This window comes from Zoogloea sp. (assembly GCF_041911615.1).
GTDB lineage: Bacteria > Pseudomonadota > Gammaproteobacteria > Burkholderiales > Rhodocyclaceae > Zoogloea.
Genome location: NZ_JAYROR010000064.1, coordinates 1 through 22,037, shown reverse-complemented (window position 1 = coordinate 22,037; position 22,037 = coordinate 1). Strand labels below are relative to the sequence as shown.

At 71.5% G+C, this 22,037-nt stretch carries 22 protein-coding genes; 10 read left to right on the top strand and 12 right to left on the bottom strand.

The window, feature by feature from the left end; genetic code table 11:
• The first annotated feature begins 5 nt into the window (after nucleotides 1–5).
• From ACE3P2_RS07245 to ACE3P2_RS07235, 3 genes are all read left to right on the top strand, one after another.
• Nucleotides 6–2,327 (top strand): ATP-binding protein, encoded by a 2,322-nt coding sequence (locus tag ACE3P2_RS07245; RefSeq protein ID WP_374262754.1) that lies wholly within the window; start codon nucleotides 6–8, stop codon nucleotides 2,325–2,327.
• Nucleotides 2,328–2,400: 73 nt separating this feature from the next.
• Nucleotides 2,401–3,306 carry a DMT family transporter gene (locus ACE3P2_RS07240; protein ID WP_374262751.1) on the top strand — a complete coding sequence of 302 codons (906 nt, stop codon included), beginning with the start codon at nucleotides 2,401–2,403 and terminating at the stop codon, nucleotides 3,304–3,306.
• A 53-nt stretch (nucleotides 3,307–3,359) separates the two neighbouring features.
• A complete protein-coding gene (locus ACE3P2_RS07235) occupies nucleotides 3,360–4,292 on the top strand; it encodes a VTT domain-containing protein (protein ID WP_374262748.1) in 933 nt (310 codons plus the stop codon).
• Between the two features lie 13 nt (nucleotides 4,293–4,305).
• On the opposite strand, the gene ACE3P2_RS07230 is transcribed toward ACE3P2_RS07235, so the two are convergent.
• The 5 genes from ACE3P2_RS07230 to ACE3P2_RS07210 form a co-directional block, all read right to left on the bottom strand.
• Complete coding sequence (locus ACE3P2_RS07230; protein WP_374262745.1) at nucleotides 4,306–5,217, bottom strand: pirin family protein; 912 nt, start codon at nucleotides 5,215–5,217, stop codon at nucleotides 4,306–4,308.
• A 4-nt stretch (nucleotides 5,218–5,221) separates the two neighbouring features.
• The gene (locus ACE3P2_RS07225; RefSeq protein WP_374262743.1) at nucleotides 5,222–5,629 is read right to left on the bottom strand and encodes an OsmC family protein; all 408 of its coding nucleotides are present in this window, start codon (nucleotides 5,627–5,629) and stop codon (nucleotides 5,222–5,224) included.
• Nucleotides 5,630–5,717: 88 nt separating this feature from the next.
• A complete protein-coding gene (locus ACE3P2_RS07220) occupies nucleotides 5,718–6,356 on the bottom strand; it encodes a trimeric intracellular cation channel family protein (RefSeq protein ID WP_374262741.1) in 639 nt (212 codons plus the stop codon).
• The gene (locus ACE3P2_RS07215) at nucleotides 6,353–7,843 is read right to left on the bottom strand and encodes a diguanylate cyclase domain-containing protein (protein ID WP_374262738.1); all 1,491 of its coding nucleotides are present in this window, start codon (nucleotides 7,841–7,843) and stop codon (nucleotides 6,353–6,355) included. Before ACE3P2_RS07215 ends, ACE3P2_RS07220 begins: the two co-directional genes overlap by 4 nt.
• On the bottom strand, nucleotides 7,840–8,637 hold the full coding sequence (locus tag ACE3P2_RS07210; RefSeq protein WP_374262735.1) for a substrate-binding periplasmic protein: 798 nt from the start codon (nucleotides 8,635–8,637) through the stop codon (nucleotides 7,840–7,842). The genes ACE3P2_RS07215 and ACE3P2_RS07210 overlap by 4 nt, the downstream gene beginning before the upstream one ends.
• A gap of 162 nt (nucleotides 8,638–8,799) precedes the next feature.
• Between ACE3P2_RS07210 and ACE3P2_RS07205 the strand changes: the two genes are divergently transcribed.
• Together ACE3P2_RS07205 and ACE3P2_RS07200 are read left to right on the top strand one after the other, a co-directional pair.
• Complete coding sequence (locus ACE3P2_RS07205) at nucleotides 8,800–9,504, top strand: AzlC family ABC transporter permease (protein WP_374262733.1); 705 nt, start codon at nucleotides 8,800–8,802, stop codon at nucleotides 9,502–9,504.
• Nucleotides 9,501–9,815 (top strand): AzlD domain-containing protein, encoded by a 315-nt coding sequence (locus ACE3P2_RS07200; RefSeq protein WP_374262731.1) that lies wholly within the window; start codon nucleotides 9,501–9,503, stop codon nucleotides 9,813–9,815. The genes ACE3P2_RS07205 and ACE3P2_RS07200 overlap by 4 nt, the downstream gene beginning before the upstream one ends.
• Nucleotides 9,816–9,848: 33 nt before the next feature.
• Here the strand turns inward: ACE3P2_RS07200 and ACE3P2_RS07195 are convergent, their stop codons facing one another.
• The 5 genes from ACE3P2_RS07195 to uvrA form a co-directional block, all read right to left on the bottom strand.
• Complete coding sequence (locus tag ACE3P2_RS07195; protein WP_374262728.1) at nucleotides 9,849–10,916, bottom strand: alkene reductase; 1,068 nt, start codon at nucleotides 10,914–10,916, stop codon at nucleotides 9,849–9,851.
• Nucleotides 10,917–10,947: 31 nt separating this feature from the next.
• Nucleotides 10,948–11,730: a prolipoprotein diacylglyceryl transferase gene (gene lgt / locus ACE3P2_RS07190; RefSeq protein ID WP_374262725.1), complete on the bottom strand. Its 783-nt coding sequence runs from the start codon at nucleotides 11,728–11,730 to the stop codon at nucleotides 10,948–10,950.
• A gap of 24 nt (nucleotides 11,731–11,754) precedes the next feature.
• Complete coding sequence (locus tag ACE3P2_RS07185) at nucleotides 11,755–12,426, bottom strand: YceH family protein (protein WP_374262722.1); 672 nt, start codon at nucleotides 12,424–12,426, stop codon at nucleotides 11,755–11,757.
• A 78-nt stretch (nucleotides 12,427–12,504) separates the two neighbouring features.
• Nucleotides 12,505–13,410, bottom strand: coding sequence for a DUF1186 domain-containing protein (locus ACE3P2_RS07180; protein WP_374262720.1), 906 nt, complete (start codon nucleotides 13,408–13,410; stop codon nucleotides 12,505–12,507).
• A gap of 28 nt (nucleotides 13,411–13,438) precedes the next feature.
• Nucleotides 13,439–16,273 carry an excinuclease ABC subunit UvrA gene (gene uvrA, locus ACE3P2_RS07175; protein WP_374262717.1) on the bottom strand — a complete coding sequence of 945 codons (2,835 nt, stop codon included), beginning with the start codon at nucleotides 16,271–16,273 and terminating at the stop codon, nucleotides 13,439–13,441.
• A 90-nt stretch (nucleotides 16,274–16,363) separates the two neighbouring features.
• On the opposite strand from uvrA, the gene ACE3P2_RS07170 reads away from it, so the two are divergent.
• Nucleotides 16,364–17,539: an MFS transporter gene (locus tag ACE3P2_RS07170; RefSeq protein ID WP_374262775.1), complete on the top strand. Its 1,176-nt coding sequence runs from the start codon at nucleotides 16,364–16,366 to the stop codon at nucleotides 17,537–17,539.
• A 40-nt stretch (nucleotides 17,540–17,579) separates the two neighbouring features.
• Nucleotides 17,580–18,122, top strand: coding sequence for a single-stranded DNA-binding protein (ssb, locus tag ACE3P2_RS07165; RefSeq protein ID WP_374262715.1), 543 nt, complete (start codon nucleotides 17,580–17,582; stop codon nucleotides 18,120–18,122).
• Between the two features lie 71 nt (nucleotides 18,123–18,193).
• Here ssb and ACE3P2_RS07160 read toward each other — a convergent pair whose 3' ends face one another.
• Both ACE3P2_RS07160 and ACE3P2_RS07155 read right to left on the bottom strand, forming a co-directional pair.
• Nucleotides 18,194–19,642 carry a heavy metal sensor histidine kinase gene (locus ACE3P2_RS07160; protein ID WP_374262712.1) on the bottom strand — a complete coding sequence of 483 codons (1,449 nt, stop codon included), beginning with the start codon at nucleotides 19,640–19,642 and terminating at the stop codon, nucleotides 18,194–18,196.
• Nucleotides 19,633–20,316 (bottom strand): heavy metal response regulator transcription factor, encoded by a 684-nt coding sequence (locus tag ACE3P2_RS07155; RefSeq protein WP_374262710.1) that lies wholly within the window; start codon nucleotides 20,314–20,316, stop codon nucleotides 19,633–19,635. The genes ACE3P2_RS07160 and ACE3P2_RS07155 overlap by 10 nt, the downstream gene beginning before the upstream one ends.
• 149 nt (nucleotides 20,317–20,465) lie before the next feature.
• Between ACE3P2_RS07155 and ACE3P2_RS07150 the strand changes: the two genes are divergently transcribed.
• The 3 genes from ACE3P2_RS07150 to ACE3P2_RS07140 form a co-directional block, all read left to right on the top strand.
• Entirely contained in the window at nucleotides 20,466–20,900 is a 435-nt protein-coding gene (locus ACE3P2_RS07150; RefSeq protein WP_374262708.1) for a DUF411 domain-containing protein, read from the top strand.
• Nucleotides 20,901–20,932: 32 nt separating this feature from the next.
• Complete coding sequence (locus tag ACE3P2_RS07145) at nucleotides 20,933–21,268, top strand: copper-binding protein (RefSeq protein ID WP_374262706.1); 336 nt, start codon at nucleotides 20,933–20,935, stop codon at nucleotides 21,266–21,268.
• A gap of 40 nt (nucleotides 21,269–21,308) precedes the next feature.
• A partial coding sequence (locus tag ACE3P2_RS07140; protein WP_374262704.1) for a TolC family protein occupies nucleotides 21,309–22,037 on the top strand: 729 nt, incomplete at its 3' end.

Here is a 22,037-nt window from a genome sequence, read left to right as displayed (position 1 = left end):
ACCCGATGACGCGCCGCTGGCATCTGCGCACGCTGCTGATCTGGCTGCTGTGCACCAGTTCGCTGGTGACTTTCGTGGTCATCGGCGCGGTGCTGTTCTTCGTGCGGGTGCCGCAGATCACCGCGGAGACCCGCGCCGAGCTGAGCGCCGACGCCACCGATCTGGCCCATCGCAGTGAGGTCATCCTCGGTGCGCTGGAAGCGCAGCTGGACATGCTGGCGGCGCTGATGGCCGCCACGCCGGGCGTGGACGTGCAGGCCGCCCTCGACCAGGCCGTGGCCGAGGGCGGCGCCTTCGTGGCGATCTACCAGGTGGGCGCCGACGACGCCATCGCCCGTGTGGGGGTGGCCCACTCGGCCGGGCTGGGGCGGCGCGAGCAGCTGGTCGGCAACGATCTCTCCCGCGATCCGCTCTTGCTGCGGGTGCGCAGCCGGCGCGAGGCGGCCTGGAGCGACAAGTACATCTCCCCGGTGTCGGGGGCGATCACGGTGGGCATCGGCGTGCCGGCGGGCAGGGGCGTGCTGGTCGGCGAGGTGCCGCTGGCCTACCTGCTCAAGACCTTGCGCGCGGCCTCGGGCAGCGGTGCCCAGGGCGTGTCGATCCTCGACCGCCGTGGCGAGGTGCTCGCCGACAGCGACCGGCCGGGGCGGGTCGGCACCGTCAACCTGGCGGGCGAGGCCTTGTTCCTGCGGGCGCGGGAAACCCGCGACCCGATCGGTACGGTGGTGCTCGACGGCCGCCGTTTCGACGCGGCGCTGGCCCATTCCCACGGGCTGGATTGGTATTTTCTGGTTCGCTCGCCCAGCGGCATCGCCAACCCGCGCATCGGGCCGGCCGTCGACCTGGGGGTGGCGGCGCTGGTCGGCTCGCTGCTGCTCGGGGTGCTGCTGGCGCCGTTCTGGGCGACCAGCGTGGCGCGGCCGATCAACGCCATCACCGAGCGCGCCCGGCGGGTGGCCGACGGCGAGGCGCCGGGCGAATGGCCGCGTTTGCGCACCTTCGAGCTCAACAACCTGTCCGCCGACCTGGAGCGCATGCACCAGGTGCTGCGGGCCCGGGAGCAGGAACTGCAGGCCATTTTCGACGCCTCGCCGGTGGGCATCGGGGTGCTCGATCCGCAGCGGGATTACGCCTTCATCAAGGTGAACGAGGCGGTCTGCCAGCTCCTTGGCCTGCCGGCGAGCCGGCTGCTGGGCTACACCGGGGTGGACATCGCCCTGTGGGACGATCCCGCCGAGCGCGCCGAGTTCTACACCCGCCTGTCCAGTCAGGGCATCGCCCAGACCGAAGCCTTGCTGCGCCGCGGCGACGGCAACCGCTTCCTCGCGGCGATCATCACCCGCAACGTCAGCATCGCCGGGCTGGCGCGCACCGTCTGGGTGGTACGCGACGTGACCGCCCTGCGCCGCATCGAGAGCGAGATCCGCCAGCTCAACACCGAGCTGGAGGCGCGCGTCGAGAAGCGTACCGAGCAGCTCCACCAGGCCAACACCGAGCTGGCCGCCACCGTCGAGCGCCTGCAGCTCACCCTCGGCGAACTGGTCCGGGCCGAAAAGCTGGCGTCCCTCGGTTCGCTGGTGGCGGGCATCGCCCACGAGCTGAACACGCCGCTGGGCAACGGGGTGATGGCGGTGTCGTCGGTGCGCGGCGCGCTGTCTACCTTCCGGGCCCAGAGTGCCGGGGGTTTGCGCCGCTCGATGCTCGACCAGTTGCTCGAAGCGGTGGATACCGGCACCGACATCGCGGGCCGCAACCTGGCCCGCGCCGCCGAGTTGGTGACGAGCTTCAAGCAGGTGGCGGCGGACCAGACCAGCTCCCAGCGGCGCGGCTTCGATCTGGACGAGCTGACCAGCGAGATCGTCCTCACCCTGCGCCCGCTCCTCAAGAAGAGCGGCGCCACCATCGAGGTGTCGCTGCCGCCGGGCATCCACCTCGAAAGCTATCCCGGCCCCCTCGGCCAGGTGCTCACCAATCTGGTCAGCAACGCCGTCACCCATGCCTTCGAGGGGCGCAGCGACGGGCACATCCGCATCGGCGTCGACCCGGCGGCCGACGACCGGGTCGTCATCCGCGTCGACGACGACGGCAGCGGAATCGCGCCGACGCTGCTGCCGCGGGTTTTCGACCCCTTCGTGACGACCCGGATGGGCCGCGGCGGCACCGGTCTGGGCCTGCACATCGCCCACAATCTGGTGGTCCAGGTGCTCGGCGGCAGCATCGCGGTGCACAGCGAGCCGGGCGTCGGTACGCGCTTCGTGCTCGATCTGCCGCGCGTCGCCCCGTTGGCGGTGGCGGGGGCCGGCACGGCGCCGCCGACGGTGGGCTGAGCCCGTCGGCGTCGCCCAGGAAGGAGGCGGCGCGCTACACTCAGGCCCCGTCCTTTCGTCGCATCCGCTCTCCATGACCCCGTCCGGCCACCGCCTCGGGCTGCTCTTCGCCCTGCTCGGCGCGGTGGGCTTCTCGTTCAAGGCCATCCTCATCAAGCTGGCCTACCCCTACGGCGTCGATGCCGTGACCCTGCTCGCCCTGCGCATGGGCCTGTCGCTGCCGTTCTTCCTGGCGCTGGGCTGGATCGATGGGCGGCGCCAGCGACACGCGCCGCTGGCCGCGCGGGACGTGGGGCTGATGTTCGGCCTCGGCCTCACCGGCTACTACCTCGCCAGCTATCTGGACTTCCTCGGTCTGCAGTACATCTCGGCGGCGCTCGAGCGGCTGATCCTGTTCGCCTACCCGACGCTGGTGGTGGTGTTCTCGGCGCTGTTCCTGGGCAAGCCGATCACCCGCCGGGCGCTGGCTTGCATCGGCTTGTGCTATGCCGGCATCGCGCTGGCGGTGGCCCACGACCTGGACATCGCCGGGGTGGCCGGCAACGCCCACAACGTGTGGGTCGGGGGGGCGCTGGTGTTTGGTAGCGCGGTTTCGTACGCGCTCTACCTGATGGGCAATGGCCAGGCGGTGGGGCGCCTCGGCGCGGCCCGGGTGACCGCCTGGGCCAGCGCCATCGCCTGTCTGCTGTGTCTGGGCCACTTCGCCCTGACCCGGCCGCTGGGCCTGCTGGTGCAGCCCGCGCCGGTGCTGGGGCTGGCGGCGGCGATGGCCTTGTTCTCGACGGTGCTGCCGGTGTGGATGGTGTCCGAGGCGATCCGCCGCCTGGGCGCGGGGCCGGTGTCGCTGATCGGCACCCTCGGCCCGGTGGTGACCTTGTTCCTGGGCTGGCTGATCCTCGCCGAGCCGATCGGGTTGTTCCAGCTGCTCGGCGGCACCCTGGTGGTGGCCGGGGTGGTGCTGGTGGGCAAGCGCGGCTGAGGCGCGGGTTTTCCGTAGCTGCGGGGGCGCCCGCCCCGTGCGATGCTTGCGCCATGGACATCGCTCATCTTCAGCACACCCTGCAGCGGGACGCCGTCACCGTCGTGTTCGTCAACGTGCTGCTGCAGCAGATCGGCCTGCCGGTGCCGGCGGTGCCGACGCTGCTGATCGCCGGCAGCCTGCTCGCCGCGCCGGGGCCGCTGGCGCGGGTGCTGGCCGCCGCGATCGTCGCCTCGGTGATCGCCGACGCGCTGTGGTACGCGGCCGGGCGGCGCTTCGGCTACCGGGTGCTGGCGGGGCTGTGCCGGTTGTCGATCAACCCGGCGTCGTGCGTCAGCCAGACCGAGGCGCACTTCATCCGCTGGGGCGTTTCGTCGCTGGTGGTGGCGAAGTTCGTGCCGGGCTTTTCGACCGTCGCGCCGCCGATCGCCGGGGCGCTGCGCATGGCGCCGGCGGGCTTTCTGGCGGCGGCCGGCGCGGGGGCCGGCCTGTGGGCCGGGCTCGCCCTGGGCGTCGGCTGGCTGGCCCAGGACGCGGTGCTGGCGCTGATCGCCGCGCTGGAGGCGCACGCTGGTCGGGCGGCGCTCTGGCTGGTGGCGTTGGCGGGCCTGTGGCTGGGCTGGAAGCTGTGGCAGAAATACCGCTTCCGGCGCCTGGGCGCGGTGCCGCGCATCAGCGCGGCGGAACTCCTCGCCGCCCTCGATTCGGATGCGCCGCCGTTGCTGCTGGATTTGCGCGGGGCGTCGATGGTGGCCGAGCTCGGACCGATCCCCGGCGCCCGGGTGGCCGAGCATGATCGTCTCGCCGACGCGGTGGGCGACTGGCCCAAGGCCGCGCCCATCGTGACCCTCTGCGCCTGCCCCGAGGATGCCGGGGCGATCCAGGCGGCAGTGCGCCTGCGCGATGCGGGCTACCGCTCGGTGCGGCCGCTGGACGGCGGCTACGCGGCGTGGTGCGCGGTGGCCAGGCCATCGGCGCGGCCCTGACGGGGCGCGGCGCTCAGCCCTCCGCGGGGCCGTAACCGGCCCACGGCAGCGGCGGGGCGACGAGGCGCCGGCCGTCGCTGCCCGGCACGGCGCCGAAGCGCGCGTCCCCGGCTTCCCAGTCGCGTTGGGCGTGGGCGATGGCGTCCTTGCCGTGGCCGACGAAATTCCACCACATCGTGACGGGCTCGCCGAAGGGTTCGCCGCCCAGCAGCAGCACCCGGCTGCCCGGCGCGAGCCACAGCACCGCGCGCGTGGCGCCGGGGGCGAGATAGGCGAATTCGTCGGTGGCAAACGCCGTGTCGTCGATCCGGCAATGGCCTTCGAGGACCAGCAGGCCGTACTCGAAGCCGGGCCTGAGGGGCAGGGTGGTGCCCGGTTCCAGGAAAGGCGTGTCCGGGGGCGCGTGGATGTCCAGACCGATGAGCGGGGTGTGCACCCGGGCGGGAGAAATCTTGGCGCCGAACTGCCCGGCGAGCAGGGTGAAGGTGCAGCCGCCGTCGTGCCAGCGCGGCAGCGTCGGGTAGTGGGCGAAGTCCGGCGGGCAGTCGGCGAGCGCGGGCGGCAGGGCGATCCACAGCTGGGCGGCGTGCAGGCGGCGGGCGTCGGGAAGCGAGTCCTCGGTGTGCACGATGCCGTGGCCGGCGGTCATCAGGTTGACCTGGCCGGGGCGGATCACCTGTTCGTTGCCGAGGCTGTCCCGGTGCAGCACTTCGCCCTCGATCAGCCAGGTGAAGGTTTGCAGGCAGGTGTGGGGATGGGCGGCCACGTGCATGCCGCCGCCGGGGGCGAAGTCGATCGGGCCGGCGTGGTCGAGGAAGCACCAGGCGCCGACCATGCGGCGCTGGCGGGTGGGCAGCACGCGGCGGACGACGAGGCCGTCGCCCAGGTCGGCGGCGCGCGGGGCGATGCGTTCGAGGGGGCGCATGGGTTTAGCCCAGGTCGGTGTGGATGCGCACTTCGCCGGTGAGCAGCTTGTGCATCGGGCAGGCGTTGGCGATCTTCAGGAGCTGGGCGCGCTGGGCGTCGTCGAGCTCACCTTCGAGGAAGACCCGACGCACGATGTCGTTGCCGGTTTCGGGTTTGCCGGCGGGATTGAGCGCGAGTTCGACGCGCACGCCGGTGAGCGGCATCTGCTTGCGCGCGGCGACCATCTGGATGGTGATCGCGGTGCACGCGCCGAGGCCGCCGAGGATCAGCCGGTCGGGGGCCGGGCCGGTGTTGCCGCCGCCGACGTCGGGCGGTTCGTCGGCGCTCCAGCGGTGGCCGAGGTCGTCGGACAGGGTGACGAGGTACGGGGTGTCGTGCAGGACGGCGGTGACGGCGGGGATTCCGGACATGGTGGCTCCTCGGTTGGGTGAGTGCCCGCCGGATGCGGGCCCCAGGCTTTCCGACCGGCGCGGGCCGGCGGAGTTCGGTCCGGCCGGGTCATTCGCCCATCAGCGCGCGGGTGCGCCAGTTGTAGCGGATGGTGAGCATCCGCACGACGAACGAGAGGGCGATGGTGCTCCAGGCGCTGGCTTCGGTGGGCAGCTGCAGGCCCAGGGTGAAGCTGAGGAACGCGACGCAGGCGAGCAGCACGACGAGTGCCGAGAACTGGCCGGGCTGGAGGATGAACGGGATGTCGCGCACGATGAGGTCGCGCAGCACGCCGCCGCCGACGCCGCTGACCGCGCCGACGAGAATCACGCCGGGCAGCGGGACGCCGGCGCCCAGGGCGAGCTGCATCCCGACCACCGCGAAGGCGGGCGTGCCGATGGCGTCGATGGCGGCGACGAGCTGGTCCACCACCTTGAGGTGGGCGATGCGGGCCCGCAGCGCGGCGGTGATGAAGGTGGCGGCGAGGATCAGCGGCAGGTAGAGCTGGCCGGTGAGCACCGGCGGCGGGCGTTGCAGGAACACGCCGTCGCGCAGGATGCTGCCGCCCATCGAGGTGAGCAGGGCGAGGACGAACACGCCGACGATGTCGAAGCGCTTGCGCAGCCCGACGATGGCCCCCGACAGCGCCCAGGCGAAGGTGGCGAGGTAGTCGAAGTAGGCGGGGAGGTGGAAGGCGCCGCTGTTCATGGCGTCCGCCCTGCGAAGACGAGGCGGTCGCGCCCGATGTCCTTGGCGCGGTACATGGCGTCGTCGGCGCTCTTCATGAGGGCGATGTCGTCCTGGCCGTGTTCGGGGAACAGGCCGATGCCGATCGAGGCGGAAATCTCGAGGCGTAGTCCGTCGAGCGCGAAGGGTTGGGCGAGGGCGCTGCGGATGCGGCTGGCGACCCGCTCGGCGTCGTCGGGTTGTTCGATGTGGGGCAGCAGGACGACGAATTCGTCGCCGCCCAGGCGGGCCAGGGTGTCGGACTCGCGCAGGCAGTCGCGCATGCGGGTGGTGGCGGCGATCAGCAGCTGGTCGCCGACGGCGTGGCCGTGGCGGTCGTTCACCGACTTGAAGCGGTCGAGATCGACGAACATCAGCGCGGCGCCGTGACGGTCGCGCCGGGCCAGGGCGAGGGCGGCCTGCAGGCGGTCGGAGAACAGGGCGCGGTTGGGCAACTGGGTGAGCGGGTCGTGCTGGGCCATGTGGCGCATGCGCTCCTCGCTCTCGCGCAGTTCGCGGGTCATGGCGCGGGCGCGGGCGTCGGCGCGGTCGCGCCCGGTGACGAGCTGCCAGGTGAACAGCGCGAGCAGCAGGCTGCCGATGCCGCCGGCAATCGCGATGACGCGCGCCGGGCTGCGGCTGTGGCGCTCCTCGAAGGCCGGCGTGGTGCGGATGTGCAGGGCCCAGTTGTGCTGGGGGAAACCGATGTACTCGATGGTCGAGAAGCGCGGCGGGGCGTCCGCGTCGGCCTCGGGCGGGGATTCGAAGATGAGGCTGGCGGGCGTTGCCGCGACGTCGTCGTAGATCGAGACGGCGATCCCCGGCGTGCTCTCGCCGTAGAGGCTGGCCATCAGGTCGCGCAGGCGGAAGGCGATGTGCACCCAGCCGCGCAGGTGGGCGCGCCGCTCGGCGGGGGTGTCGAGCCCGTTGGCGCGGTCGTAGAGGGCGAGGTAGATGGCGAAGGAGGGCGCGGTGGCCGGTTGGTCCATCAGCAGCGCGATGCGCGGGGTGATGGCGATCTCGCCGGAGTCCCGCGCCTGCAGCATGGCGGTACGGCGCGGCAGGTCGGCGAAGAGATCGCGGCCGAGGGCGCGGCGGTTGCGCGGGCTGTCGGGCGCGACGTAAGTGACCGGGGCGGTGTCGCCCTGCCAGCGGGTGAACACCACCGCCTGCAGGCCGGAGAACTCGGCGCCGCCGGTCAGCGCATCGACGAAGCGCTGGAAGTCGGCCGGGCGGACGTCGTCGGAGGCGTCGAACAGGCCGCGGGCGCCGCGCAGCATCTGTTCGTAGGTGGCGATGCGCTGCTCGATGCGGCTGACGGTGTGGCGGACGCTGAAATCGAAGTCGGCGCGCAGCTTGGCGTCGAGGCTGGTCTGCTCGTGCCGCCACAGCCAGCCGGTGACGGCCAGCGAGAAGAGGCCGACGGCGGTTGGCAGCAGCAGGGGGGGGAGGCGGATCGGGTGCTTCAAAATCGCGTCATGGCCCGGCTCAGCTCGGGCTTGAAGTACTTGTCGAAGATCCGCTCGACGGTGCCGTCGGCGCGCATCTGCGCCACCAGCGCGCGCCAGCGCTGCTGCTCGGTGGCCGATACGGCCTGCCGCGACATGATCAGGCCGTGGGGCACCGCCGGGTCGTCGAACGCCAAAATGGTGGTCTGCTCGCGGATGCGGGCGCTTTCGAGGGCCGGGTAGTCGAAGGGTTCGATGATCATGCCCTGGATCCGGTTGGCGAGCAGGGTTTCGTAGAGCGGCGCGAGGCCGGTGGCGTAGCTTACCCGCAGGTCGGCATCGAGGGTGTCGACCATCCGGTTGGCGCGGGGGCTGTAGCGAAAGCCGCGGATCGCCCCGAGGCGCAGGGCGGGGTTGCGGGCAAAGTCGTCCACCCGCTGGATGCCGCTGTCGCGACGTACCAGCAGGTAATACGGGTTGGAGAAGTACCAGGCGAAGGCGGCGAACTGTTCGCGCTGGGGGTTGCTGATGCCGGACAGGCTGAAATCGAGGCCGCCGCTCTCGATGAGCTGCCAGATCCGCGCCCGCGGCATCACGACGAGGTTGAGCCGGCAGCCGCTGCGGCGGCTCAGTTCGTCGGCGATGTCCTTGTCGATGCCTTCGCCGGTCTGGCGGTCGTAGAGCAGGCCGTGTTCGTGCAGGGCCAGGGTGCGCGGGCGGCTGCAGTCCGGAAGCGGTTCGCCGGCCTGGGCGAGGGCGGAGCCGGCGACGAGCGCCAGGGACGCCAGCAGACGTGGCAGGGAGGCGGTGGGCACGGTAGCGCTTCCGGGTGGGGTTGGATGGGCGGCGTCTGTGCGCCGCTGTCATGGACGACGGATTTTAGGCGGGTTTGGCCCGGGTTGGCGGGCTTTCTCGCCGGGCGCCCGCGGTGCCGGCGGGCGTGCTAAGTTCGGCGCTCCACAGCGTGAGGAGCGCGCATGTCGCCAAGTTTTCGTGCCGGCGCCCGCGAGGGCTTCCGGGTTTGCCTGCCGGTGTCGGTGGGCATCGTGCCGTGGGCCCTGGTCACCGGGCTGGCGATGGTGGGGGCGGGCTTTTCCACCGCGCAGGCGATGGGCATGAGCCTGATCGTGTTCGGCGCCACCGCCCAGCTCGGCACGCTGCCGCTGATCGTGGCCGGCGCGCCTCTGTGGCTGATCGTGGCGACCGCGCTGGTGGTGAATCTGCGTTTCGTGATCTTCAGCGCGGCGCTGGCCCGGCCGCTGGCCGGCGGGACGCTGGCGCAGCGCTGGCTGTGCGGCTACGTGCTGACCGACGGGGTCTTTGCGACGACCCTGGAGCGCCTGCGCAGCGAGCCCGATCCCCAGTGGCGGCTCGGCTACTACCTGGCGCCGTCGTTGTGGTGCGCGCTGGTGTGGCAGAGCGCGACCCTGGTCGGGGTGCTGGCGGCGGGGTCGATTCCGCGCAACTGGTCGCTGGAGTTCATGGCCAGCATCGCGCTGATCGTGCTGCTGGTGCCGATGGCCAAGCTGCGTCCGATGCTGCTGGCGGCCGCGACCGGCGGAACGCTGGCGGTGCTGCTGCGCGGGATGCCGCTGCGGCTGGGGGTGATGGCGGCGATCGTCGGCGGCATCGCGGCGGGCTTCGCGGCCGAGCACTGGCAGGCGCGGAGGGCGGTGCGATGAGCGAGGACGGGATGCTGTGGCTGACCTTCGTGCTGATCGGCGCACTGGCGACGACCTTGCCGCGCGCGAGCTTCATCGTGCTGGGCGAGCGCGCGAGCCTGCCCGAGACGCTGCTGAAGGCGCTGCGCTATGCGCCGGCCGCGGCGCTGGCGGCGATCGTGGTGCCCGACGTGGTGCTGGTGGCGGGCACGGTGGAGGTGTTCAACCCCAAGCTGGGCGCGGCGATCGCGGCGGTGCTGGCGAGCCGGCTGTCGAAGAACCCGTGGTTGCCCTTTGTGGCCGGCATGGCGGTGCTGTGGCTGCTGCGGTGAGGCGGCCGGGCGGTGGGCGCCCGGCCCGCTGCGTCAGTGCATGAAGGGGTAGTCGGTGTAGCCGGCCGGGCCGGGGGTGTAGAACGTGCTCGGGTCGGGGGCGTTGAGCGGCGCGCCGGCCTTGATGCGGGCGGGCAGGTCGGGGTTGGCGAGGAAGGGCACGCCGAAGGCGACGGCGTCGAGCTGGCCGCTTTCGATGGCGCTCGCGGCTTCCGCCGGGGTGTAGCCCATGTTGCCGATCAGCACGCCCTTGTACAGTTCGCGGACCGGGGTCAGCACGTCGCCCTGCTGCTGGCCGAAGAAGTCGGCGCGCATCACGTGCAGATAGGCCAGGCGGTAGTCGTTGAGGCGTGGGGCGAGCCAGCGCACGAGGCCGACCGGGTCGCTGTCGATCATGCTGTTGAAGCTGTTGAGCGGCGAGAGGCGCAGGCCGACGCGGTCGCTGCCGAGTTCGGCGCAGACGGCGTCGAGAACTTCGAGCAGCAGGCGTGCGCGGTGCGCGATGGGGCCGCCGTAGGGGCCGCTGCGCTGGTTGGCGCCGTCGCGCAGGAATTCGTCGAGGAGGTAGCCGTTGGCGCCGTGCACCTCGACGCCGTCGAAGCCGGCGGTCCGGGCGTTGGCGGCGGCCTGGCGGAAGCCGGCGACGATGGCCGGCAGTTCGTCGTCGCGCAGTTCGCGCGGGACGACGTAGGGTTTCTTGCCGTCGGGGGTGTGCAGTTCGCTGTTGGTGATGGCGATGGGGCTCGGGCCGACGGGCTGGGCCCCGTCGTTGAACAGCGGGTGGCAGGCGCGGCCGCCATGCCAGATCTGCAGGAAGATGCGTCCGCCGGCGGCGTGCACCGCATCGGTCACCTGCTTCCAGCCGGCGATCTGGGCGTCGGCGTAGATGCCGGGTTCGCACCAGAAGGCGGTGTTGCCGGGGATCGCCATGGTGGCTTCGGCGATCAGCAGGCCGGCGCTGGCGCGCTGGGCGTAGTGGGTGGCCATCAGCGCGCCGGGCACGTGGTCTGTGCTGGCGCGGCAACGGGTGAGCGGCGCCATCAGGATGCGGTTGGGCAGCAGCAGGGCGCCGGCTTGCAGGGGCTGGAACAGGGCGGACATGGGGGCTCTCCGGGTTGCGGTTGAGGGGGGCTCAGCGCGCGCGACGGACCGACCAGACGGCCATCGCGACGCCGGCGAGGATCATCGGCAGCGACAGCCACTGGCCCATCGACAGACCGAAGGTGAGCAGGCCGAGGAAGTCGTCGGGCTGGCGACCGAACTCGGCGATGAAGCGGAAGGCGCCGTAGCCGATCAGGAATACCGCCGAAACCAGCCCGCGCGGGCGTGGCTTCGCGCTGAACCACCACAGCAGGAAGAACAGGCACACGCCTTCGAGGGCGAACTGGTAGAGCTGCGAGGGGTGGCGCGGCAGGCCGTCCACCTGCGGGAAGATCATCGCCCACGGCACGTCGGTGACGCGGCCGACGAGTTCGCCGTTGATGAAGTTGCCGAGGCGCCCGGCGGCCAGGCCCAGGGGCACCAGCGGGGCGATGAAATCGGTGACGGCGAGCCACGGACGCCGCGTCTTGCGCCCGAACAGCCACATGGCCACCAGCACGCCGAGGAAGCCGCCGTGGAAGGCCATGCCGCCCTGCCAGACGGCGATGATCTCGGCCGGGTGGGCGAGGTAGTAGGCGGGTTTGTAGAACAGCACGTAGCCGAGGCGGCCGCCGAGGATGACGCCGAGCACGCCGTAGAACAGCAGGTCGTCGATCTGCTGGGCGTCCCAGCCCAGGTCGGGGCGGCGCCGGGCGTGCAGGCGTCCGAGGACGACGAAGAGGATGAAGGCGGCGAGGTACATCAGGCCGTACCAGCGCACGGCCAGGGGGCCGACGGCGATGGCGACGGGATCGAACTGGGGATGGACGAGCATGGGGCGTGCGGTCGGGCTGCGGGATTACTGGAATTGCTTGCGGAAGGCTTCGAACTCGCCGGTGAGCCAGTCGAGCTGCTGGCGCAGGCGACGGACTTCTTCCTCGAGTTCGCCGACGCGGCTGCCGCGCGGGGCGCTGGCGCCGGTGTCGGCGTCGAAGGCGTGCTGGGGAATGGCCGCCTCGCCGCACATCAGGTGGGCGTAGCGGGCTTCCTTGGTGCCGGGGGCCTTGGGCAGGGCCATGGCGAGCTGCTTGTCGTCGAGGCGTTCGAGCACATCCTCGACCTCGGCCGGGCTGGCGAAGGCGTGCATGCGCTCGCAGCGGGCGCGGATCTCGCCCACCGTCTGGGGGCCGCGCAGCATCAGGATGGCGAGCACGGCCTGCATCGGCGGGGTGAGGGAGTAGCGCAGGCGGATCTGGTGTTCCCACTTGGAGACGCGGGCGCCGGCCTGGTGGCGTTGGCTGACCAGGCCGCGCTCGGCGAGGCGGTCGAGCGCGGCGAGGACGGTGGATTCGGACAGGCTCATGACCGGTTCGCGGCCGGTGAGCTGGTTGCAGCCGGTGACGAGCGCATTGACCGACAGCGGGTAGGTGTCGGGGGTGACGAAGGATTTTTCGATCAGGACGGCGAGGACGCGGGCCTCGAAGTCGTCCAGGCTGGCGGTGGTGTCGTTGGCGGCGGGGGTGTCGGTCATGGCGGGCTTCCGGGGGCGAACGAGGGCGTCATGATAGCCGACCGGGTGGGTCGGCCCGATGACGGCGGCGAGGCGGCGTCAGGTGGCGCCGTGGCATTTCTTGTACTTGCGGCCGCTGCCGCAGGGGCACGGGTCGTTGCGGCCGACCTTGGCTTCGTCGCGCCGCACGGGTTCGCGCAGGGCGCCGAGCGGGATCGGCGGCAGCTGCACCGGCGGCAGATGGAAGAGGGCCGGCCAGTCGGCGGTTTCGCGGGCGACGTCGTCGATCAGGCCGCCGGTTCGACGCAGCGCGGCGAGGCGTTCGGCGGCGGGACGGGCGATGTCGGTCTCGATGTCGGCGGGGTCGGCGAAGCTGTCGTCGACGAGGCCGCTGGCGAACCAGCTGCGGATGGCCGGGAGGTGGTCGGTGGCGCCCAGGTCGGCGAGGTGCACGACGACCAGGTCGAGGAGCTGGATGTCGGCGCCGGCGTCGGGCTGGCCGCGCAGGGCTTCGGCCTGGCGGGCGCCGAAATCGGCGATGAAGTCGGCCACCGGGGCGAGCGGGGCGCGCCCTTCGAGGGCGGCCAGGGTGAGCGCCTCGAGGGCGGCGCAGCGGCTCCAGGCGCTGGCGTCGGCATCGTCGGCGAGGGCGGTGAGCGGGGCGATGTCGCCGTCGCACACCGAGGCCAGCGCGCGGCCGTAGCTGGCGTGGGCGAGCTGCCCGAAGATGCGGTCGACGGCGTCGTCGCCCAGGTGGCCGAGCTGGGCCAGCGGGCGGTAGGCGCGGGTGTCGCGCCAGGCGGCGAGGAGCAGCATCGCATACAGGTGCAGGACGTAGCCGTCGTCCTCGGCAACCGCGGGGTCGGCGGTGACAAGCAGGAGCTCGGCGACCAGCGCCGGGGCGATCTCGTCGCGGGCTTCGTCGGCCCGGCGCAGGGCGTCCAGCGGGCGCTGGCCGGAGAAGTGTTCGAGCTGCGGGCGGAGGGCGGACCAGGTGTCGGACATGGGCGGGCTTTCGGTGGAGGGCGGGGGTTCAGTCCGGCGTCGGGGTGGCGAGCAGCTTGGCGAGGTAGCGGCCGGTGTGGCTGGCGGGATTGGTGGCGAGCGCCTCGGGCGTGCCGGCGCCAACCAGGGTGCCGCCGCCGTTGCCGCCTTCGGGGCCCATGTCGATGAGCCAGTCGGCCGTTTTGATGACGTCGAGGTTGTGCTCGATGACGACCACGGTGTTGCCGTGGTCGCGCAGGCGGTGGAGGACCGAGAGCAGCATTTCGATGTCGGCAAAGTGCAGGCCGGTGGTGGGCTCGTCGAGAATGTAGAGGGTGCGACCGGTGTCGCGCTTGGAGAGTTCCAGCGCCAGCTTGACGCGCTGGGCCTCGCCGCCGGAGAGCGTGGTGGCGCTCTGGCCGAGGCGGATGTAGCCGAGTCCGACCTGCATCAGCGTTTCGAGCTTGCGGGCGACGATGGGCACCGCCTGGAAGAAGTCCAGCGCCTGCTCGACGGTCATCTCGAGCACTTCGTAGATGGTCTTGCCTTTGTAGCGGATCTCCAGCGTCTCGCGGTTGTAGCGCTTGCCGTGGCAGATGTCGCAGGGCACGTACATGTCGGGCAGGAAGTGCATCTCGACCTTGATCAGGCCGTCGCCCTGGCAGGCTTCGCAGCGCCCGCCCTTGACGTTGAAGCTGAAGCGGCCCGGGCCGTAGCCGCGCGCCTTGGCCTCGGGGACGCCGGAGAACAGGTCGCGGATCGGGGTGAGCAGGCCGGTGTAGGTGGCCGGGTTGGAGCGCGGGGTGCGGCCGATCGGGCTCTGGTCGACGTTGATGACCTTGTCGAAGTGATCGAGCCCCTCGATGCTGGCGCACGGCGCGGCCTCGATGTTGCTGCCGTTGAGGTGCCGGGCCACGTGGGCGTAGAGGGTGTCGTTGATGAGGGTGCTCTTGCCCGAGCCGGACACCCCGGTGACGCAGGTGAACAGGCCGACCGGCACGTCGATGGCGACGTTCTTGAGGTTGTTGCCGCTGGCGCCCTGGATGCGCAGCAGGCGTTCCGGGTCGGGCGCGTGGCGGCTGGCCGGCACGGCGATGCGGCGGGCGCCCGACAGGTAGGCGCCGGTGAGCGAGTCGGGGTGGGCGGCGACTTCGTCGGGCTTGCCCTCGGCGATCACCTGGCCGCCGTGCTCGCCGGCGCCGGGGCCCATGTCCACCACGTAGTCGGCCATCCGGATGGCGTCCTCGTCGTGTTCGACGACGATCACGGTGTTGCCCATGTCGCGCAGGCGGCGGAGGGTTTCGAGCAGGCGGTCGTTGTCGCGCTGGTGCAGGCCGATGGAGGGCTCGTCGAGCACGTACATCACCCCGGTGAGGCCGGAGCCGATCTGGCTGGCGAGGCGGATGCGCTGGGCCTCGCCGCCCGACAGGGTGTCGGCGGAGCGGTCGAGGGAGAGGTAGTCGAGGCCCACGTTGATGAGGAACTGCAGGCGGGCGGAGATCTCGCTGACGATCTTGTCGGCCACCTGGGCTCGCTGGCCGCTCATGTTGAGGCCGTCGAAGAAGGCCTTGCAGTGGGCCAGCGGCAGGTGGCTGACCTCGGACAGGTTGCGCCCGCCGATCAGCACGAAGCGCGCCTCGGTGCGCAGGCGGCTGCCGTGGCAGGCGGGGCAGGCGCAGGTGGCGCGGTATTTGGCGAGCTCCTCGCGCACGGCCACCGAGTCGGTCTCGCGGTAGCGCCGTTCGAGGTTGGGGATGATGCCTTCGAAGGCGTGTTCCTTGAGCACCGCCTTGCCGCCGTCGGCGAGGTAGCGGAAGGCGATCTTGTCGCGCCCGGAGCCGTGCAGCACGACGTTGCGGGTGAGCGCCGGCAGTTCCTCGAAGGGCGTCTCGATATCGAAACCGTAGTGGTCGGCGAGGCTGGCGAGGAGCTGGAAGTAGAACTGGTTGCGGCGATCCCAGCCGCGGATGGCGCCGGAGGCCAGCGACAGGTCGGGGTGCACCACGACCCGCTCGGGGTCGAAGAAATCCACCTGGCCGAGGCCGTCGCACTTGGGGCAGGCGCCCATCGGGTTGTTGAACGAGAACAGCCGCGGCTCCAGTTCGGCGAGCGCGAAGCTGCACACCGGGCAGGCGAACTTGGCGGAGAACAGGTGCTCGGTGCCCGAATCCATCTCGACGGCGATGGCGCGGCCTTCGGCGTGGGTGAGGGCGGTCTCGAAGGATTCGGCGATGCGCCCGCGCAGGTCCTGGCGTACCTTGAAGCGGTCGACCACCACCTCGATGACGTGCCGGCGGTTCTTGTCGAGCACCGGCAGGCTGTCGAGCTCATGGACGACACCGTCGACCCGCACCCGCACGAAGCCCTGGGCGCGCAGTTCGGCGAACAGGTCGGCCTGCTCGCCCTTGCGGCCCGACACCACCGGAGCGACGATCATCAGCTTGGTTTCTTCGGGCAGCGCCAGCACCGCATCGACCATCTGCGACACGCTCTGGGCTTCCAGCGCGTGCTCGGGGTGGTCGGGGCAGTGGGGCGTGCCGGCGCGGGCGTAGAGCAGGCGCAGGTAGTCGTGGATCTCGGTGACGGTGCCCACGGTGGAGCGCGGGTTGTGGCTGGTGGCCTTCTGCTCGATGGAGATCGCCGGCGACAGGCCCTCGATCAGGTCCACATCCGGTTTTTCCATCAGCTGCAGGAACTGCCGCGCGTAGGCCGAGAGCGATTCCACGTAGCGCCGCTGCCCTTCCGCGTAGAGCGTGTCGAAGGCCAGCGAGCTCTTGCCCGACCCGGACAGGCCGGTGATCACGGTGAGCCGGTTGCGCGGAATGTCGAGGCCGATGTTCTTGAGATTGTGGGTGCGGGCACCGCGGATTCGGATGGCTTCCATGGGGCGTTCGGGGTGGGGGCAACCTGTTAATATACGCCTCTTGCCCCTCCCCACGCAGCACGTTTCATGGCTTCCTCCGACAACGACACGATGAGCCCGGCCGAACGCCGCGCCGGCACCTCGCTGGCCGCGATCTTCGCGCTACGAATGCTCGGCCTGTTCCTGATCCTGCCGGTGTTCGCGGTGCACGCCCACGGCATGCCCGGCGGCGACAACACGGCGCTGGTGGGCATGGCGATCGGCGCCTACGGCCTCACCCAGGCCTTCCTGCAGATTCCCTTCGGCGCCGCCTCCGACCGCTTCGGCCGCAAGCCGGTGATCGTGGTCGGCCTGCTGCTGTTCGTCGCCGGCAGCGTGGTCGCCGCGCTGGCCCAGGACGTGCAGACGGTCGTCGTCGGCCGTGTGCTGCAGGGCGCCGGCGCGATCTCGGCGGCCGTCACCGCGCTGGCCGCCGATCTCACCCGCGACCAGCACCGCACCAAGGTGATGGCGATGATCGGCTCGTCGATCGGGCTGGTGTTCGCGGTGTCGATGGTCGCCGCGCCGATCCTGTATGCCCTGATCGGCATGAGCGGCCTCTTCTGGCTCACCGCCGCGCTGGCGGTGGCGGCGATCTTCACCATCCTGTTCGTCGTGCCGGCCGCGCCGCCGGTGCCGCGGGCCGTGGGGCGTTTCAGCGAGGTGCTCGCCGACGGCCAGCTGATGCGCCTCAACTTCGGCGTGTTCGCGCTGCACCTGATGCAGACCGCGATGTGGGTGCTGGTGCCGGCCGGGCTGGTGGCCGCCGGGCTACCCATCGCCGAACACTGGAAGGTTTATCTGCCGGCCGTGCTGCTGTCCTTCGTGGTGATGGTGCCGGCGATCATCGTGGCCGAGAAGCGCGGCAAGATGAAGCAGGTCTTCAACGCCGCGATCGGTCTGCTGCTACTGGTCCAGATCGGGCTCTACGTGGAGGGCGGCGCGGGCCTGTGGCCGCTGGCCGTGCTGCTGACGCTGTTCTTCGTGGCCTTCAACGTGCTGGAGGCGACCCAGCCTTCGTGGATTTCCAAGATCGCCCCGGCCCACGCCAAGGGCACCGCCCTGGGCATCTACAACACGCTGCAGTCCGTCGGCCTGTTCCTCGGCGGCGCGCTGGGCGGCTGGCTGGCCCAGCACGTGGGCCCCGGCGCGGTGTCGCTGCTGGGCTGCGGCCTGGCCGTGGTGTGGCTGATCCTCGCCGCCGGCATGGCGCCGCCGCCGGTACACCGCGTCGCCCCGGCCGCCTGAGCGCGCCGCCCGCGACCATCGAATTTTTCAGGAGAGAGATATGGCTTCGGTCAACAAGGTGATTCTTATCGGCAACCTGGGCAAGGATCCCGAAACCCGCTACGCCCCGAGCGGCGATGCGATCTGCAACATCACGCTGGCCACCACCGATACCTGGCGCGACAAGGCCAGCGGCGAGAAGCGCGAGGCCACCGAGTGGCACCGCGTGGTGTTCTTCGGCAAGCTCGCCGAGATCGCCGGTCAGTACCTGCGCAAGGGTAGCCCGGTGTACGTCGAGGGTTCGCTGCGCACCCGCAAATGGCAGGACAAGGACGGCCAGGATCGCTACACCACCGAAATCCGCGCCGACGAGATGAAGATGCTCGGCAGCCGTCAGGGCATGGGCGGCGCCGACGCGCCCTCGCGCAGTGAAGGCGGCTACGGCGGTGGCGGTGGTGGTGGCAGCCGCGACAGCGGCGGCTACGGTGGCGGCAACGCGGGGGGCGGTTACGGTGGCGGTGCGCCGGCGCCCAGTGCGCCCGCGCCGAAGAAGCCCGCCGGCGGTGGCGGCTTCGGCGATTTCGACGACGACATCCCGTTCTGATCCGGCCCCGGCCGTCAGTCCGCAAAGGCCCGCTCGTGCGGGCCTTTTTCATGGGCGGCGTCCGGTGGGCGTCAGGCGTCGGCGCAGTGGGGCAGTGCCTCGGGCGCGGGGAGCCACATCTCGAAGACGTTGCCGTCCTGGGCGGTGCGTGCGGCGATGTCGCCCCCGTGGGCGCGCAGGATCGAGCGGGTGATGGCGAGCCCGAGGCCGGCGCCGTCGCTGGCGTGGCGCCGCGCGGCGTCGACCCGGTAGAAGCGGTCGAAGAGGCGCGGCAGGTGTTCCGGCGGGATCGGCGTGCCGCTGTTCGCCACGCTGAGGCGCACGCTGCCGCCGTCGGCGTCCGGCGCGACGCGCACCGCGACGTCGATGCGGCCGCCGGCCGGGGTGTGGCGCAGCGCGTTGGAGAGCAGATTGCCGATGGCGCGCCGCAGCATCAGGCGGTCGCCGGTGACGCTGCCGCTGCCGTCGCAGCGGAGGGCGACGCCGCTGTCCTCGGCCAGGGCGCCGTAGAAGTCGAACAGCGCGGCGACCTCGTCGGCCAGATCGAAGCGGTCGTGGCCGGGCACGATCAGGCCGTTGTCGGATTTGGCGAGGAACAGCATGTCCGCGATCATCCGCGACAGGCGCTCGAATTCCTCGGCGTTGGATTCGAGCACCTCGCGGTATTCGGCGGCGCCACGGGCCTTCGAGAGCGCGACCTGGGTCTGGGTCATCAGGTTGCTGACCGGGGTGCGCAGTTCGTGGGCGAGGTCGGACGAGAAATCGGATAGGCGTCGGAAGGAGTCCTCCAGCCGGGCGAGCATGTCGTTGAGGGAGTCGGCGAGTTCCGCCAGCTCGATCGGCACCGATTCGACCGGCAGGCGCTGGTCGAGTCGCTGGGCGCTGATCTCGGCGGCGCGCCGACGCATCTCGCGCAGCGGCGCGAGCCCGCGGCGGGCGGCGAACCAGCCCAGCAGTCCGGTGGCCAGGGTGCCGCCGACGACGACCAGCCACAAGGTGCGCATGAAGGAGGCCATGAAGCCGAGGTGGTGGGAGATGTCGGTGGCGAGCGCCACCGTGGCCCGCGGCCAGCCCGCCACGCCGGTGGGTAGCTCGGCGACGATGCCCCGGTAGGGCGGCTGTCCGGCCGTTTGCCAGACCTGCGGGCGGAGTGCCGTCGTGGGGGCGCCGGCCCGTGCGAACAGGTCCGGTGGGAAGGGATCGGCGTGGGTTGCGAACAGGGTGCGTCCGTCCGGCCCGCGGACCGCGACGGCGAGGCCGTGGTGGCCGCTCTGGGCCTCGTCGAGCTGCTGGGCCAGCGCCGCCAGGTCGGCCGCGTTGCGGGCGCGGGCCAGGGTGTGGCGGATCTGCTCGAGCTTGGCGCCGAGGGTGGCCATGTCCTGTTCCTCGAAGTGGTGCTCGACCGAGCGGACCACGATGAAGCCCAGCACGAGCAGCACGGCGGTGGCCGCCGCGGCGAACAGCAGGGTGAGGCGGAAGGTGAGCGACTTGCGCCGCGCGACGGCGTGGGTCAGGGGCACGCCGGCGCCTCCAGCACGTAACCCATGCCGCGCACGGTGCGGATCAGCTTGGGTTCGAAGCCGTCGTCGATCTTGGCGCGCAGGCGGCGGACCGCCACCTCGATGACGTTGGTGTCGCTGTCGAAGTTCATGTCCCACACCTGGGAGGCGATCAGCGAGCGTGGCAGCACTTCGCCGTGGCGGCGCAGCAGCAGTTCGAGCAGCGCGAACTCCTTGGCGGTGAGGTCGATCCGCCGGCCGCCGCGGCTGACGCGCCGGCGCGGCAGGTCGAGCTCCAGGTCGGCCACCCGCAGGGTGTCGGCTTCCTTGGTCTTGGTGCCGCGCCGCAGCAGGGTGCGCACCCGGGCCAGCAATTCGGCGAAGGCGAAAGGTTTGACGAGGTAGTCGTCGGCGCCCAGTTCGAGGCCCTTGACCCGGTCGTCCACGCTGTCGCGGGCGGTGAGGAACAGCACCGGCACCTCGCGCTCGGCCTGGCGCAGCGCCTGCAGCACGCGCCAGCCGTCGAGCCCGGGCAGCATCACGTCGAGGACCACCAGATCGTAGTCCTCGGTGCTGGCGAGGTGCAGGCCGTCGAGGCCGTCGCGCGCGAGGTCGACGGTGAAGCCGGCCTCGGCCAGGCCTTGCCTGAGGTAGTCGCCTGTTTTGGGTTCGTCCTCGACGATCAGTATTTTCATGGCCTCATCCACGGCGTTGGCGTGTCGGCAGTGTCGCCTGTCCGGCCCGCCGCGGCGCGAAGATTACAGAAAAGTAATCTCCCGGACAGCTTTCCGTCGGGGAGCCCTTGCCAGAATGGGGCATCCGAGTCAGCGAAGGGGGCTGCGCGATGCGCTTGCCGAGTCCGATCCTGTCCGCCGTGCTGGGCCTGCTGGCGGCGAGCGCCGTTGCGGCCGGCCCGCAGGTCGAGGTGTTCAAGAGCCCGTATTGCGGCTGCTGTGGCAAGTGGGTCGAGCACCTGCGCGCCCACGGCTTCGAGGTGAAGACCCGCGACGTGGCCGACGTGCCCGGCCAGCGCCGGGCGCTCGGCATGTCCGAGGCTTACGCGTCGTGCCACACCGCGCGGGTGGGTGGCTATCTGATCGAGGGACACGTGCCTGCCGCCGACGTGCGGCGCCTGCTCGCCGAGCGGCCCGCGGCCATCGGCCTCGCGGTGCCGTCGATGCCCCCCGGTTCGCCGGGGATGGAGGGGCCGCGCACCGTCCCCTTCGAGACCCTGCGCGTGAACGCCGACGGCACGGCCGTCGTGTTTGCCCGTCACTGAGTTTCCGCCCCGCCCCCGTGAAGGAGCCTGCCATGAAGCAACGTTTTCTCCCCCTGCTCGCCGCCCTGGGTGCGGCCCTCGTTCCACCGGCCGTGGCCGCCGACGGGCACGCCGGGCACGCCGGCATGACGGCCGCCCGGCCCGCCGCGACGCCGTTGAGCGATGGTCTGGTGAAGAAGGTGGATAAGGCCGCCGGCCGTCTGACCCTCTCCCACGGCCCGCTGCCCAACGGCATGCCGGCGATGACGATGGCTTTCCGGGCGCGGGACGCGGCGTGGCTGGATCAGGTGAAGCCGGGCGACGCCGTGCGCTTCGCGGCCGAGCAGGTCGACGGCGCGATGACGGTGGTGCGACTGGAGCGCAACTGAGCGCGCGCCACGGCGCGGCGCCCGGTGCCCGGAGACGGCAATGATGAAGCGTGCAGGATACGGCAGGGGCGGGCGCTGGGCCCGCTGGAGCGTCGCGGGGCTGCTCGGCGCGCTGGCGCTGACCGCCCGGGGGCAGGACGCGGCGCTCGGCGCCAATCTCGAGTCGTTGCTCGACTACGCCCGCGCGCGCAACCCGGAATACGCCGCGATGCGCTACGAGGCCGAGGCCGCCGCCGAGCGGGTCGCCCCGGCCGGCGCCCTGCCGGACCCGAAGCTGCGCACCGAGCTGCGCGACCTCACCCGCATGGGCGAGCAGAGCCCCAGCCTGGCGCCGGCCCGGGTCGGCAGCACCCGCTACCTGTTGATGCAGGATGTGCCCTGGCTCGGCAAGCGCGACCTCAAGCGCGAGATCGCCGCGCTCGACGCGCAAGGGGCCGACGGCCGTGCCAGCGGAACCTGGGTCGAGCTGGCGACACGCATCAAGGCCGCCTACGCGCAGCTCCAGTACGTGCATCGCAACGCCCAGCTCACCGGCGAAGTCCTCGACCTGATGACGCGCCTGGCGCAGATCGCCCAGGTGCGCTACGCCGGCGGGCTGGCTGCCCAGCAGGACGTGATTCGCGCCCAGGTGGAGCAGACCGGCATGAGGAGCGAGCTGATCGCCCTGGACAACGAGCGCACTCAGCTGCAGGCCCGACTCAACACCCTGCTGGCGCGGCCCGGCGCCGCGCCCCTGGCTGCCCCCGAGCGCGCGCGCGCGCTGCCGCCG